This window comes from Knoellia sp. B-D-2 (genome assembly GCF_057714695.1).
Genome location: NZ_CM173189.1, coordinates 3756366 through 3769941, shown reverse-complemented (window position 1 = coordinate 3769941; position 13576 = coordinate 3756366). Strand labels below are relative to the sequence as shown.

Annotated in this window: 13 protein-coding genes; 8 read left to right on the top strand and 5 right to left on the bottom strand. The window is 72.9% G+C overall.

Translation table 11 applies throughout. From position 1 onward, the window contains the following. Positions 1-99: 99 nt before the first annotated feature. The 5 genes from AC3EU2_RS17865 (at position 100) to AC3EU2_RS17845 (ending at position 5270) form a co-directional block, all read left to right on the top strand. Positions 100-912, top strand: a complete 813-nt coding sequence (locus AC3EU2_RS17865) for a lysophospholipid acyltransferase family protein (RefSeq protein ID WP_488177616.1) — start codon at positions 100-102, stop codon at positions 910-912. After that, on the top strand, positions 887-2095 hold the full coding sequence (macS, locus tag AC3EU2_RS17860; RefSeq protein WP_488177615.1) for a MacS family sensor histidine kinase: 1209 nt from the start codon (positions 887-889) through the stop codon (positions 2093-2095). The genes AC3EU2_RS17865 and macS overlap by 26 nt, the downstream gene beginning before the upstream one ends. Next, entirely contained in the window at positions 2092-2790 is a 699-nt protein-coding gene (locus tag AC3EU2_RS17855; RefSeq protein ID WP_488177614.1) for a response regulator, read from the top strand. The genes macS and AC3EU2_RS17855 overlap by 4 nt, the downstream gene beginning before the upstream one ends. Positions 2791-2851: 61 nt before the next feature. After that, positions 2852-4204 (top strand): class II 3-deoxy-7-phosphoheptulonate synthase, encoded by a 1353-nt coding sequence (locus AC3EU2_RS17850; protein ID WP_488177613.1) that lies wholly within the window; start codon positions 2852-2854, stop codon positions 4202-4204. Position 4205: 1 nt separating this feature from the next. Beyond that, complete coding sequence (locus AC3EU2_RS17845; protein ID WP_488177612.1) at positions 4206-5270, top strand: threonine aldolase family protein; 1065 nt, start codon at positions 4206-4208, stop codon at positions 5268-5270. Between the two features lie 79 nt (positions 5271-5349). Here the strand turns inward: AC3EU2_RS17845 and AC3EU2_RS17840 are convergent, their stop codons facing one another. Genes AC3EU2_RS17840 through AC3EU2_RS17830 form a run of 3 tightly spaced genes read right to left on the bottom strand, consistent with a single transcriptional unit; the run spans position 5350 to position 9423 of the window. Continuing rightward, on the bottom strand, positions 5350-6285 hold the full coding sequence (locus AC3EU2_RS17840) for a DMT family transporter (RefSeq protein ID WP_488177611.1): 936 nt from the start codon (positions 6283-6285) through the stop codon (positions 5350-5352). Between the two features lies 1 nt (position 6286). Continuing rightward, entirely contained in the window at positions 6287-8236 is a 1950-nt protein-coding gene (gene pknB, locus AC3EU2_RS17835) for a Stk1 family PASTA domain-containing Ser/Thr kinase (protein WP_488177610.1), read from the bottom strand. Positions 8237-8295: 59 nt separating this feature from the next. Continuing rightward, entirely contained in the window at positions 8296-9423 is a 1128-nt protein-coding gene (locus AC3EU2_RS17830; RefSeq protein WP_488177609.1) for a lytic transglycosylase domain-containing protein, read from the bottom strand. A 129-nt stretch (positions 9424-9552) separates the two neighbouring features. Between AC3EU2_RS17830 and AC3EU2_RS17825 the strand changes: the two genes are divergently transcribed. Then, positions 9553-9942, top strand: a complete 390-nt coding sequence (locus AC3EU2_RS17825) for an Rv2175c family DNA-binding protein (RefSeq protein WP_488177608.1) — start codon at positions 9553-9555, stop codon at positions 9940-9942. 466 nt (positions 9943-10408) lie between these two features. Here the strand turns inward: AC3EU2_RS17825 and AC3EU2_RS17820 are convergent, their stop codons facing one another. Beyond that, entirely contained in the window at positions 10409-11494 is a 1086-nt protein-coding gene (locus tag AC3EU2_RS17820; protein WP_488177607.1) for a polyprenyl synthetase family protein, read from the bottom strand. Between the two features lie 71 nt (positions 11495-11565). Here AC3EU2_RS17820 and metF point away from each other — a divergent pair, with 71 nt between their 5' ends. Continuing rightward, positions 11566-12474 (top strand): methylenetetrahydrofolate reductase [NAD(P)H], encoded by a 909-nt coding sequence (metF, locus tag AC3EU2_RS17815; RefSeq protein ID WP_488177606.1) that lies wholly within the window; start codon positions 11566-11568, stop codon positions 12472-12474. Positions 12475-12612: 138 nt separating this feature from the next. Here metF and AC3EU2_RS17810 read toward each other — a convergent pair whose 3' ends face one another. Continuing rightward, the gene (locus AC3EU2_RS17810; RefSeq protein WP_488177605.1) at positions 12613-13134 is read right to left on the bottom strand and encodes a YbaK/EbsC family protein; all 522 of its coding nucleotides are present in this window, start codon (positions 13132-13134) and stop codon (positions 12613-12615) included. Between the two features lie 124 nt (positions 13135-13258). Between AC3EU2_RS17810 and AC3EU2_RS17805 the strand changes: the two genes are divergently transcribed. Continuing rightward, positions 13259-13576: a DUF6504 family protein gene (locus tag AC3EU2_RS17805; RefSeq protein ID WP_035939731.1), complete on the top strand. Its 318-nt coding sequence runs from the start codon at positions 13259-13261 to the stop codon at positions 13574-13576.

Sequence of the window (13576 nt, the reverse complement as noted above, 5' to 3'; positions counted from 1 at the left end):
GTCGAACACCGAAATCCTGCCACGTCCGCGCCCGCGTGACAGCCTCGGGGGAAAGATCGCGTGCACTAGAGTCAGGGCGACTCGACGGAAAGGACGCTGGTGTTCTACTGGGTGCTCAAGACGGTGATTCTTGGCCCGATCCTGAGGCTCCTGTTCCGTCCCTGGCTCGAGGGTGAGAAGAACATCCCGGAGACGGGCGGCGCGATCTTCGCGAGCAACCACCTGTCCTTCTCCGACTCGGTGTTCCTGCCGCTCGCCGTGCCGCGTCGGGTGACCTTCCTCGCCAAGGCCGACTACTTCACGGGCGTCGGTCCCAAGGGGCGGCTCACCGCCGCGTTCATGCGGGCGATCGGGCAGGTACCGGTGGACCGGTCCGGCGGCAAGGCCAGCGAGGCCGCCCTCAAGTCGGGCCTGAAGATCCTCCGGCGCGGCGAGCTGCTCGCGCTCTACCCCGAGGGGACCCGCTCGCCCGACGGCCGCCTCTACAAGGGCAAGACCGGCGTCGCCCGGATGGCGCTCGAGGCCAACGTCCCGGTCATCCCCGTGGCGATGATCGACACCGACAAGGCGCAGCCCACCGGCCAGGTCATCCCCAAGCTCATGCGGGTCGGCGTGCGCATCGGCACCCCGCTCGACTTCTCGCGCTACCAGGGCATGGAGGACGACCGGTTCGTCCTCCGCTCGATCACCGACGAGATCATGTACGCGCTCATGGAGCTCTCGGGCCAGGAGTACGTCGACATGTACGCCGGGTCGATGAAGGACCGGATCAGCCGCGCCAAGCGCATCCTCCAGCGGGAGCAGGCCGAGGCGCAGAGGCCGGGGCGGGCCGCCGACGAGCTCGAGCGCGAGCTCGACGCCGCCGAGTCCTCCGACGGGACCCGAGGTGCCGACGAGCAACGTGCCGGGTGAGTTCGTGACCCGCCGGGGGGCGCTGTTCGGGGTCACGAGCACGTCGGCGCGCACCGGCCGATCGGAGCCGGTCATCGTCGAGGCGTTCTCGCGTGGCCTCGACCTGTTCCGGCCCACCGCCGCCCTGTATGCCGGCGCCGTCCTCTGGCGTCGACACGAGACGATGGCGCGACCCTGGGTCGGGTTCGCCGTCATCGCCGTGCTCATGGGCTTCTCCCTGCTCCTGCTGGCGTTCCGTCGCCGCACGACCGGGCTCCTCGTGGTCGAGGTGCTCCTCGCGGTCGGCGGGATCTTCGCGACGCTGCTGGCCGACCACCCGGAGGACGTCGCCGCCGGGCAGTTCACCCTGCCGACGATCTGGGCGGCCGGGTGCGTCGTCGGCGCCGCCGTCCTCCACGGCCGCACCGGCGGGCTCGTCGTGGCCGGCATCATCGCGGTTGCCGACGTCCTCGAGGTCGGGTCGGCCAACGCCACGACGTGGCACAACATCCTCCTGCTCTTCCTCCTCGGCGGGCTCATCGGGCTCGCCGTCGACCTCGCCCGCGGCGGGCTGCACCGCTACGAGATCGTCGTCGCCGAGCGCGAGCGCCTCCGCGAGCGCGAGCGGCTCGCGCGCGTCGTCCACGACGGGGTACTCCAGACGCTGGCCTTCATCCACCGCCGCGGCGACGAGATCGGGGGAGCGGGCGCCGAGCTGGGCGCCCTCGCCGCCGAGCAGGAGCGCACCCTCCGGCGCCTCGTCTCGCAGGACGTCGCCGGCCCCCGTACCGACGCCGGCGGTGAGGCCCGGCGCGACCTGCGGATGCTGCTCGGCGCCCACGAGGGCGAGCGGGTGAGCGTCTCGTTGCCCGGCGGTCCGGTCCCGCTCGAGCAGGCACGCGCCGAGGAGCTCGACGCCGCCGTCACCGCCGCCCTCGACAACGTCGTCCGGCACGCCGGCGACGAGGCCCGGGCGTGGCTGCTCCTCGAGGACCACGGCGACACCGTCACCGTCACCGTGCGCGACAACGGGGTCGGCGACGAGCCCGAGCACCTCCTGACGGCCGCCGACCGTGGCCGCCTCGGCGTGAGCCAGTCGATCCTCGGCCGCGCCCGTGACCTCGGCGGAGACGCGGACGTCATCACCCGACCCGGAGGCGGCTGCCGGGTCGTCATCACCGTGCCCCGCGAGGAGAACGCATGACCGACACCGCCCGACCCACGACGGTGCTCGTGGCCGACGACCACCCGCTCTGGCTGGGAGCGCTCGAGCGCGACCTCGTCCAGGCCGGGCTCCAGGTCGTCGCGACCGCGGCCGACGGGCCGGCGACCGTGCGACGCACGCGGGCCACGCGGCCCGACGTCCTCGTCCTCGACCTCAACCTGCCGGGCCTGCGCGGCGACGAGGTGTGCCGCGCCCTCGGCGACCTCGAGACGCGGGTGCTCATCCTCTCGGCCAGCGGAGAGCAGCTCGACGTGCTCGCGGCGATCAAGGCGGGCGCCACGGGCTACCTCGTGAAGTCGGCGTCGAGCCGGGAGATCGTCGAGGCCGTGGCCGCCACGGCCCGCGGCGAGGCGGTCTTCACGCCGGGCCTGGCCGGGCTGGTCCTCGGGGAGTTCCGCCGGATGGCGGCCGGTGGCGCCGAGAGCGAGTCCGCGCCCCAACCCGCCGGTCGCCCGATCCCCGAGCTCACCGACCGCGAGACCGAGGTCCTGCGCCTCGTGGCCACCGGGATGTCCTACAAGGAGATCGCCGCCGAGCTCGTCCTCTCGCACCGCACCGTGCAGAACCACGTCCAGAACACCCTCGGCAAGCTCCACCTCCACAACCGGGTCGAGCTCGTCCGGTTCGCGCTGGCCCGCGGTCTCGAGGACGGCCCGGGCGCCGCGGACGGGTGACGGGACTGACCGGCATACGGGCGGCCGCCTGCCCCTCGGGCGGCGCGCCTATCCTTGACGGGTGAGCCTGACCACCGACGCTGATTCGCGCACTCTCCTCGAGGCGACCCCCGGCCTGACCGCTGCCCAGCAGCCGTTGTGGCCGGACGCCGCCGCCCTCGAGGCCGCCGTCGCGGAGCTCGCGGTGTACCCGCCGCTCGTCTTCGCCGGCGAGTGCGACGTGCTGCGCGACCGCATGGCCGCGGCCGGTCGCGGTGAGGCGTTCGTCCTCCAGGGCGGCGACTGCGCCGAGACCTTCGCCGGCGCCACCGCCGACAACATCAAGAACCGGATCAAGACGATCCTGCAGATGGCGGCGGTCCTCACCTACGGCGCCTCCGTGCCGGTGGTCAAGGTCGGGCGCATGGCCGGCCAGTTCGCCAAGCCGCGCAGCAGCAACACCGAGACGCGCGAGGACGTGACGCTGCCCGCCTACCGCGGCGACATGGTCAACGACTTCGAGTTCACCCCGGCGGCCCGGCACCCCGACCCGCAGCGGCTGGTCCGCGCCTACCACGCGAGCAGCGCCACGCTGAACCTCGTGCGCGCGTTCACCACCGGCGGCTTCGCCGACCTGCGGCACGTCCACGACTGGAACCGCGGGTTCGTCGCCAATGCCGCCAACCAGCGCTACGAGAAGCTCGCCCGCGACATCGACAAGGCGATGAAGTTCATGTCCGCCTGCGGCGCCGACTTCGAGGCGATGCGCACGACGGAGTTCTTCGCCGCGCACGAGGCGCTCATCCTCGACTACGAGCGCCCGCTCACCCGCGTCGACTCCCGCACCGGCGACCTCTACGACACCTCCGGCCACTTCATCTGGATCGGGGAGCGCACCCGCGACATCGGCGGGGCCCACCTCGACTTCGTCAGCCGGATCCACAACCCGATCGGGGTCAAGGTCTCGGCCAAGGCGCACGTCGACGACCTGCTGCGCGTCATCGACCTCGTCGACCCCGAGCGCACGCCGGGTCGCCTCACCTTCATCACCCGGATGGGCGCCGGCCAGGTCCGCGAGTCGCTGCCCGACGTCGTCGAGAAGATCACCGCGAGCGGCGCCGCGGTGACGTGGATCTGCGACCCGATGCACGGCAACACCTTCGAGTCGGCCTCCGGCTACAAGACGCGCGACTTCGACGACGTCGTCGACGAGGTGCGCGGCTTCTTCGAGGTCCACCACGCCCTCGGGACGGTGCCCGGCGGCATCCACGTCGAGCTCACCGGCAACGACGTCACCGAGTGCATCGGGGGCTCCGAGAAGATCCTCGACGCCGACCTCAACAAGCGCTACGAGTCGGTGTGCGACCCGCGCCTCAACCACCAGCAGAGCCTGGAGCTCGCGTTCCTCGTCGCCGAGATGCTCAGCCGCGACTGACGTGACCGACACCTCGACGGCGGCCCCGAGCCGCTGGGTCGCCGACCTCCTCTCGGACACCCTCACCCGGCCGACCGCCGCCATGCGTGACGCGATGGCCCACGCGGAGGTGGGCGACGACGTCTTCGGCGAGGACCCGACCGTCGCGGCCCTCGAGTCGCGGGTCGCGGCGCTGCTCGGGCACGAGGCGGCGCTCTACACGCCCACCGGCTCGATGGCCAACCAGCTCGGCATGCGTCTGCACGTCGAGGCGGGTGAGGAGGTCATCGCCGACTCCCTCGCCCACGTGCTGCGCGCCGAGCTCGGGGCGGCGGCCGTGCTCTCGGGCATCTCCTCGCGCAGCTGGGCCGCCGACCGCGGCCGCCTCGACCCCGCCGCACCCCTCGCGCTGATGAGCACCGGCGCCGGCCCCTACCAGGTCGGCACCGCCCTCATCGTCGTCGAGAACACGCACAACTTCGGTGGCGGCACGATCCAGCCGCTCGAGGCCATCCGCGAGGTGCGCGATGCGAGCCGCGCGGCCGGTGTCGCGATGCACCTCGACGGTGCACGCCTCTGGAACGCGCACGTCGCCACCGGCATCCCGCTCGCCGACTACGGCCGCGAGTTCGACACCGTCAGCGTGTGCCTCTCCAAGGGTCTGGGCGCCCCGGTCGGCTCCGTGCTCGTGGGGTCGGCCGAGCTCATGGCGCGAGCGCGCATCTGGCGCAAGCGCTTCGGTGGCGGCATGCGCCAGGTCGGCATCCTCGCCGCAGCGGGGCTGCACGCCCTCGACCACCACGTCGACCGGCTCGCCGAGGACCATGCGCGTGCGTCGCGCTTCGCCACTGCGGTCGGGGCCGTGGCCCCAGCCGTGGTCGACCCCGCGCTCGTCGAGACCAACATCGTCATGCTGTCGCTGCCGTCGACGACGTGGTCTCCGCCCGCCCTCGTCGAGGCCGCGGCCGCCCGCGGCATCCGCACGTATGCCGCCGGGCCGGCTGCCGTGCGCCTCGTCTGGCACCTCGACGTCGACGACGCCGGCACCGCCGCCGCCATCGAGGTCTTCACCGACCTCCTCGCCTGACCCCACCCCCCGACTTATTGCGCATTCCGGTCACGGGGAGCGCAGCGAGGCGTGACCGGAATGCGCAATGAGTCGGAGGTCAGACGTCGTGGTGGAGGATCTCGACCGGTGGGTCCTCGAGGGCCGAGGCGTCCTCGGCGTGGGCGCTGCCCCGCAGCTCGACGAGGTACATCGCCCCCAGCACGAGGCCGCCGCCGAGCAGGAGGCGCGCGGTCACCGACTCGTCGCCGAAGAGGACCGCGAACACGGCCGCGAACACCGGCTCCATCGCCATGACGATGGCCGCCCGGGTCGCCGTGAGGTGGGCCTGCGCCCACGTCTGCGCGATGAGCGCGCCCGCCCCGGCGAAGACCGCCATGTAGAGCAGGGAGACCCACTGGCCGCCGGTCGACGGCAGGGTCACCCCGCCGGGCAGCGCCCCGACCAGGCAGGTCAGCGCGATGACGGCCGCCTGCACCGTCGACAGGCCGAGGGCGGTCGAGCCCGTCGACCACCGGCCGAGTGCGAGGATGTGCAGCGCGTAGACCGCGGCCGACCCGAGGGTGAGGGCCTCGCCGAAGCCCATGGCGAGGCCCTGGAGCGACAGCACGCCGATGCCGACCGTGGCGATGACGGCCGCGACCCAGGCGACGCGCGGGACGTGGTCGCGCAGCAGCAGGGCGCCGAGCACCGGGGTGAGGACGATGTAGGTGCCGGTGAGGAAGCCGGACACCGAGGCCGCGGTCGTCTCGAGCCCGACGGTCTGCAGGAGCTGCGCCACGGCATACAACAGTCCGAGACCGGCCCCGAGCCCTGCCTCGCGGCGAGTCAGGGCGAGGGTCTGGCGGTGGAACACCGCGAACATGAGCACGGCCGCGATGCCGAAGCGCACCGCGAGGAAGTCCGCCGACGGCACATGGGCCACGAGGTCGCGGATGAGGAAGAACGTCGACCCCCAGATCGCGGTGACCCCGAGCAGGAGCAGCACCGCGAGGCGAGCCCGCCGGTCGGTCGCCGGCGGGGGAGCGGTGCTCACCTCAGACCGTCGTCAGGGTGATCGTCGAGCCCTTCGGCACCATCGTCCCCTGAGCCGGGTCCACCTTGCCGACGGTCCCGAAGTTGATGCCGGGGATGCCACCCTGGACGATGACCACCCTGAAGCCGGCGGCCTTGAGGGTCGCCTCGACCTGGGTCGCCTGTCGGCCGATGAGCCCGCCGGGCACGGCCACGAGGACCGGGCCCTTCGAGACGACGACCGAGACCTTGTCCCCCCTGAACAGGGTGCCGTCCACCGGGTCCTGGCTGATGATGGAGCCGGCGGGGACCTTGTCGTCGTTCTGCTCGGCGGTGACCTCGACGGTGAGACCGACCCTGCCGAGGGCCGCCCGGGCGGTCTCGAGGGTCGTGCCGGTGTAGTCCTTGACCGCGATCGGCTGGCGGCCCTTGCTCACCGTGAGGGCGACGACGGCGTCGCGCTTGAGCGAGGTGCCGGCCGCGGGGGAGGTCGAGATGACCTGACCCTCGGGGACCTTCTCGTCGAACGACTCGGTGACCTTGCCGAGGACGAGGTTGGCGCCGGTGATGAGGTCGGTGGCGTCGGCCCGGCTCACCCCCGCGAGCGTGGGCACGGCGTAGCGCTCGGGACCCTGCGAGACGACGACGGTGACGTCTGTCCCGCGGCGGACCTGCGCGTTGGGCCTGGGGTCGGTGGACACGACGAGGCCCTTGGCGATGGTCTCGCTGAACGCCTCCTCGCGGGTGGGGTCGAGGTGCTGGGTCCGCAGCGACGCCTCCGCGGCGGCGACGGGGGTGCCGACGACCGCCGGCACGACGGTCGGGGCGCCGGGCCCGGCGAGGAAGAACCACGCGGTGGCCGCGGCGATGGCGGCGGACACGACGACGAGGACCCACGGCCACACGGGGCGCCGTTGGGTGCGCGACGGCCGGGGTGCGGCGGCGCGCACGGCCACGCCACCCGCCGTGGCCGGTCCCGCCCCGCGAACCTGGTCGCGCAGCGACGTGGTCGGCAGGGACTGCGTGTGGTGCGGGCGGTCGAGGGGCAGCGCGGTGGTGCGGGTCGCCGTCGAGGCGGCCGCGGCCGCCCCGCCGGCGTCCGGGCGGCCGTCGAGCTCCTCGGGCGTGAGCTCGAGCCGGGCGGTCCTCACGAGGCTCGCGAACGCCCCGGCGTCGTCGGGGCGACCGTCGGGGTCGCGCGAGGTCGCGGTCGCGACGAGCTCGTCGAGCACGCCGGGGGCATCGGGTGCGCGGGAGAGCAGCCGGGGCGCACCGGCATACACGTGCTGGTAGGCCACGTTGATCGCGGTGTCACCCTCGAACGCCTTGGACCCGGTGAGCATCTCGAAGAGGACGAGCCCGGCGGCGTAGACGTCGCTGCGCGCGTCGGCGATGCCCCGCTCCACCTGCTCCGGCGAGAGGTAGGCGACGGTCCCGAGCAGCATCCCCGACGAGGACGTCACCGTCTGCGAGGTCACGGCGCGGGCCAGGCCGAAGTCGGCCACCTTGACCGCGCCGTCCTCGCGCAGGATGACGTTCTCGGGCTTGACGTCGCGGTGGATGATGCCGCCGCGGTGGGCGACGGCGAGCGCCTCGAGCACGGGCAGCATGATGTCGAGGGCCGCGCGGGGGCTCAGGGCACCCTCGGCGTCGAGGACCTCCCGCAGCGTCTGTCCCGGCACGTACTCCATGGCGAGGAACATGTGGCCGTCGTCCTCGCCCTGGTCGTAGACCGCGACGATCCCCGGGTGCGACAGCCGCGCCGCCGACCGCGCCTCGCGGTGGAACCGGGAGCGGAAGGTCTCGTCCTGGGCGAGGTGCGCCCGCATCACCTTGAGCGCGACCTCGCGGTCGAGTCGGGTGTCGAGGGCGAGGTAGACCGTCGCCATTCCGCCGTCGGCGAGGCGCTCGATGACCCGGTAGCGGCCGTCGAGGACCTCTCCGACGAGACCGTCGGCAGGAGCGGTGGACACCCGACGAGTGTACGGACCGCTCGCCGGCGCTCCGTGCAGCCCGGTGCCCGGGGGGTGGGTCACATACGACCCTTGAGCGCCTTGATGCCGGCGACGTAACGCTTGGTGTCGCTGTACATGCCTCGGGACTGCACCGACGACAGGCCCTGGTAGTAGCCCGCGATGGCGACGTCCTCGCTGCTCGCCGACCGGGTCAGGGCCCGCAGCATGACGACACCCGCGGTGACGTTGTCCTGGGCGTCGAGCAGGTTGAGCCTGCGTCCGATGAGGGAGGAGGCCCACTCGCCGCCGGACGGGATGACCTGCATGATGCCGACGGCGTTCGCGACGGAGACCTGGCGCTGGTTCCAGCCGGACTCCTGCATCGAGATCGCGAGGGCGAGCCGGGGGTCGACGCCGTGCCGGCGCGCCGTCGCGGCGATCATCGTCCGGGTCTGGGCGCGGGTGGGCACCGTCCGACCGGCGAGGATCTGGCGGTTGCGCGCGGCGTTGGCGACGACCTCGTCGGGGTAGCGGATGCCGAAGAAGGTGTTCGGCGCCTCGGTCCGCCGGGCCGCCGACGCCGGGATGACGAGCCGCTGCCCGGCGTGGATCACCGTGCCGCGCAGCCCGTTGGCCTTGACCAGGGCGGAGACGGTGCGGCCGTGTCTGATGGCGATGCCGAGCAGCGTGTCGCCCGAACGGACCCGGTATGCCGTCCCGCTCGCCTTGGTGCTGCCGGCCTTCGTGGCCGTGCTCGTCGCACCGGAGGCCTGGGAGGTGGCCGAGAGCCGCAGCGTCTGCCCCGGGAAGATGAAGGACCGCGTCGAGATGCCGTTCGCCTTGGCGATCGAGGGCACGGTGGTGCGGTAGCGGTCGGCGATGCTCGTGAGCGTCTCACCGGCACGCACGGTGTGTGACCCGGGCGTGCGCCCGGTGGAGCGGGGGGCCGCCTTCGCGGTCGACCCGGCGCGTCCGGGGACCTGGATGGTCGAGCCGGCCCACAGCTGGCGGGCGTCCTGCAGGCCGTTCTTCGCGGCGAGCGCGCGCGGCGTCGTCCGGAACGTCGCCGCGAGCCCGATGAGGGTGTCGCCGCTGCGGACCCTGTACGACGTCCAGCCGTGGGGTGCGGGGGTCGCGTGGCTGACCGTGTGCGTCGGGACGAGGGTGACGGGGGGCACCGTCGCGGGGGGGAGGGCGATGACCATCGGTGGTCGTCCTTTCCGGGGACGACACGGTGGTCGTCGTCGGTCTCGGCGTCGTGGTGTCGGTGTGGCTGACGTGACGGGTGTGACAGGCGGTTGACAGAGTAGCGGCTGGACTGCGGACGTGGGGGGATGTGGCACGCTGGCCTCGTGACCGACCACGAGCCCGACCTCGAGACCCTCGTCGGCCAGTGGCTGACCGTCCCGGACCTCTCCGAGCGCCTCGGCATCCCGCTGTCCGCCGTGCGCAAGATCATCGACGACCGCGAGGTGCTCTCCGCCCGCATCGGTGAGCGCAACGTCATCGCCGTCCCCGAGAAGTTCCTCGACGACGAGGGCGTCATCGCCGCGCTCAAGGGCACGTTCACCGTGCTCGCCGACGGCGGCATGAAGGACGACGAGAGCCTGCGCTGGCTCTTCACGCCCGACCCCACGCTGCCCGCCGAGGGGGCGCCGATCGACGCGCTCCGCGCCGGGTTCAAGACCGAGGTCCGGCGCCGGGCCATGGAACTCGCCTTCTAGGTCTCCCGTATGCCGAGTGCTCCGCTTCCGCGTGAGCATCACGGTTCGCCGCTGTCCCATCCGCACTTCGTGCGCTGCGCGCACTCCGTGCTCCCGCCAGGCCCAGCCGGCGGCGAACCACGATGCTCACGCTCCGTCTTCGCTCACCTTCCGGCTCGGGAGCCGCAGTTCGTCTCGTGAGCCTCATCGATCCGGCTCGGGACGGCATACGGGGCTCGCGAGCCGGGGTTCTGGTGAGGTGACGGCGGCAGGGGCAGGGGCTGCCCGGCAGCGTTTCCCCTGGAGGCACTCGTCCGGGAGGCTGGCTGCACGAAGCGGTTCGCGAACCGTGTTGGGGCTCGTGGTCCGGTTCGAACCGGGCCGTGAGTCGCGTCGAGGTTCGCGAACCGTTTTGGGCACGCAGACGGCGAGCTCGCCGGACGGCAGGCCCGTCGCGCGGTCGGCTGGGGCGGACGGGGTTGGTTGGTCAGGCGGTGCGGGCGGTGGAGACGTCGATGAGGGCGTCGAGGACGGGGCGGGCGTCGGGGGAGACGCCGGTGGCGGCGGCGAGCGAGGTACGGGCCCGGGTCGCGAGGGCGGTGATCTCGTCCTCGACGGCGTCGACGGCGCCGGAGCCGGCGATGACGGCGCGGAGGTCGTCGACGGCCGTGGTGTCGAGGTCGGCGCGGCCGAGGTGGCTGCGGAGCAGCTCGCGGCCGGCGTCGTCGGCGCCGGAGAGGGTGTGGGCGATGAGCACGGTGCGCTTGCCCTCGCGCAGGTCGTCACCGGCCGGCTTGCCGGTGGACTCGGGGTCGCCGAAGACCCCGAGGAGGTCGTCGCGCAGCTGGAACGCGTGCCCGAGGTCGAGGCCGTAGGAGGAGAGGTGGGCGAGGTCGTCCCCGGCGAGGCCACCGGAGGCGGCGCCGATGAGGAGGGGGTGCTCGACGGTGTACTTGGCGCTCTTGTAGCGGATGACCCGCTGGGCGCGGGCGACGCGCTCCTGCGCAGGCAGGCCGTCCCAGGGGCGGACCGAGTCGACGACGTCGAGGAACTGGCCGGCCATGAGCTGGGTGCGCATCCGGTCGAACACCTCGCGACCGCGGGCCACGTCCTCCACGCGGAGACCGGAGGTCGCGACGAGCTCGTCCGTCCAGCTGAGGCAGAGGTTGCCCGCGAGGATCGCGCCGGCGAGGCCGAACCGCTCGTCGTCACCGCCCCAGCCACGCTCGGTGTGGGCCGCTGCGAGCGCGCGGTGCGCGGCCGGCATACCTCGCCGTGTGTCGGAGTCGTCCATGACGTCGTCGTGGATGAGTGCGGCGGCCTGGAAGAACTCCATCGCCGTCGCGAGCCGCACGAGGGCGTCGGAGTCGGGCCGGCCGGCCGCGCGGTGGCCCCAGTAGAGGAAGGCCGCGCGCAGGCGCTTGCCACCCGCGAGGAGGGACCCGATGCGATCGAGGAGGTCGGTGACGTCGGGGCCGATCTCGTCGAGGACGCCGCTCTGGTGGCGCAGCTCCGCGTCGATGCAGGCCTGGACGCGGGTGCGCAGATCGGCCTCGTCCAGCGGGCTGGTCACGAACGCTCCTCGCATCTCACGGTGTGTGTGGCCCGAGCCTACGGCCTGCCCGCTGGACTAATCTCACCCGCATGGAACCCCGCTCCATCCCGGCTCTGCTCGCCGGCGAACGCCCCTCGGTGAGCTTCGAGTTCTTCCCGCCCAAGGACGACGCGTCCGAGGCGGCGCTCTGGGACGCCATCCGCCGGCTCGAGCGCGTGCGGCCCGACTTCGTGTCGGTGACCTACGGCGCGGGCGGCTCGACCCAGGACCGGACCGTGCGCGTGACCGAGCGCATCGCCCGCGAGACGACCCTCACCCCGCTCGCCCACCTCACCTGCGTCGGCGCCTCCGTCGAGGACGTCCGTCGGGTCGTCGGGCAGTATGCCGCGGCAGGCGTCCGCAACATCCTCGCCCTGCGCGGCGACCCTCCGGGCGACCCCGGTGGGGAGTGGGTCGCCCACCCCGACGGGCTCGACCACGCGACCGACCTCGTCAGCCTCATCCGCACCCTCGGCGACTTCACGATCGGGGTGGCGGCCTTCCCCGACGTGCACCCGGCGTCCCCGGGTCTCGACCACGACGTCGAGATCATGGTGCGCAAGGCCGACGCGGGAGCGTCCTTCGCCATCACCCAGATGGTCTTCGACGCCGACAGCTACCTGCGGCTGCGCGACCGGGTGGCGCAGCGCCGCGACCTGCCGATCACCCCCGGTCTCATGCCGGTGACCAACCTCCGGCAGATCACGCGCATGTCCGAGCTCATGGGCATGCCGCTGCCGCCGGCCGTCGTCGACCGCCTCGAGGCCGTGAGCGACGACGCCGAGGCGGTGCGCGCCGTCGGTGTCGAGATCGCCACCGAGCTGGCCCAGCGGATGCTCGCCGAGGGTGCGCCCGGCCTGCACTTCATCACGATGAACCGGTCGACGGCCACGCTCGAGGTCCACGACAACCTCGGCCTGTCGGCGGGCGCGCGCCGAGCGGCGACCCGCGTCACCTGAGTACGACGGCACCACCGACCTGAGTATCCGTACTGATCCCCACACCACCCGTTCGAGCCAGAGTGGTCACGCGGCCGCGTGGCCGGGTCGGCGAGTGTGGAGGGGCGCTCGTCATCCCGGCGACGCGGCCGTCTCGGGTCAGTCGACCTCGATGGCCTTACCGCTCGTGATCCGCAGCAGCTCGTCGTAGGTCGTCTGGAACACCGAGTGGCTGTGCCCGGCCGCGGCCCACACGTGGTCGTGGCTGCTCAGCGTCACGTCGACGACGGTGCGCACGGGAGCGGGGTGGCCGACGGGGGCGACCCCGCCGATGGCGAAGCCGGTCCACTCACGCACCTGTTCGGGGGTCGCCTTCTCGACGGCGGCGAGGTCGAGGAGCCCGGCGATCCGGTCCTGGTCGACCCGGTGGCCGCCGGACGCGAGGACGAGCAGGGGCTCGACCGACCCGTCGTGGTGGTGCCCCGCGAAGACGAGGGAGTTGGCGATCTCGGAGGGCGTGATCCCGAGGGCGTCGGCGGCGGCGCGGGCCGTGCGCACGGCGTCCGGGAGGTAGCGCACGGTCGTCCGGACGTGGTGTTGCGCAAGGGTTTTCAGGACCGCGGCCACCGACGGGTGCTCGCTGAGGTCACTCTGCGAGAGGGGGTCGCCGGGGTGGCTCATGCCGCCAGCGTAGGGGCTTGACGCCACGCCGTTGGGTGGTTGTACAGTGGAGGAGTTCGAACAGATGTTCGAACTATTGGGACGCCCGTCCCACCCACCCCATCCTGCCTGAGGAGGCCATGTCGTGGTGCGCCGGTACGAGGATCCCGTCGACGTCCGGGTCGAGGCGGGGACGCCCGACCCCACGGGTTCGCTCGCCGTCCGGCACCGCCCCCGCGCGTTCCTCTGGCACGGCCGGATCCTCGTCGTCCGGGAGGTCCTCGACCACTGGAGCGAGCGCCGGTCCTGGTGGCGCGACCTGGGCGACCTCGGTGAGCGGCCCGAGCGGCACGTGTGGCGGGTCGAGGCCGGCAGCGCCGCCGGCACCGGTGTCTACGACCTCGCCTCCGACGCCGCCGACGGCTGCAGCGCCCCCTGGGTCCTGCTCCGGACCCAGGACTGA

Bases quoted from the DNA above. Each gene is read 5' to 3' on its own strand.
- AC3EU2_RS17810 (WP_488177605.1), bottom strand. From the start codon at position 13,134: ATGAGCCACCCCGGCGACCCCCTCTCGCAGAGTGACCTCAGCGAGCAC.
- AC3EU2_RS17825 (WP_488177608.1), top strand. From the start codon at position 9,553: ATGTGGCACGCTGGCCTCGTGACCGACCACGAGCCCGACCTCGAGACC.
- AC3EU2_RS17830 (WP_488177609.1), bottom strand. From the start codon at position 9,423: ATGGTCATCGCCCTCCCCCCCGCGACGGTGCCCCCCGTCACCCTCGTC.
- metF (WP_488177606.1), top strand. From the start codon at position 11,566: ATGGAACCCCGCTCCATCCCGGCTCTGCTCGCCGGCGAACGCCCCTCG.
- AC3EU2_RS17855 (WP_488177614.1), top strand. From the start codon at position 2,092: ATGACCGACACCGCCCGACCCACGACGGTGCTCGTGGCCGACGACCAC.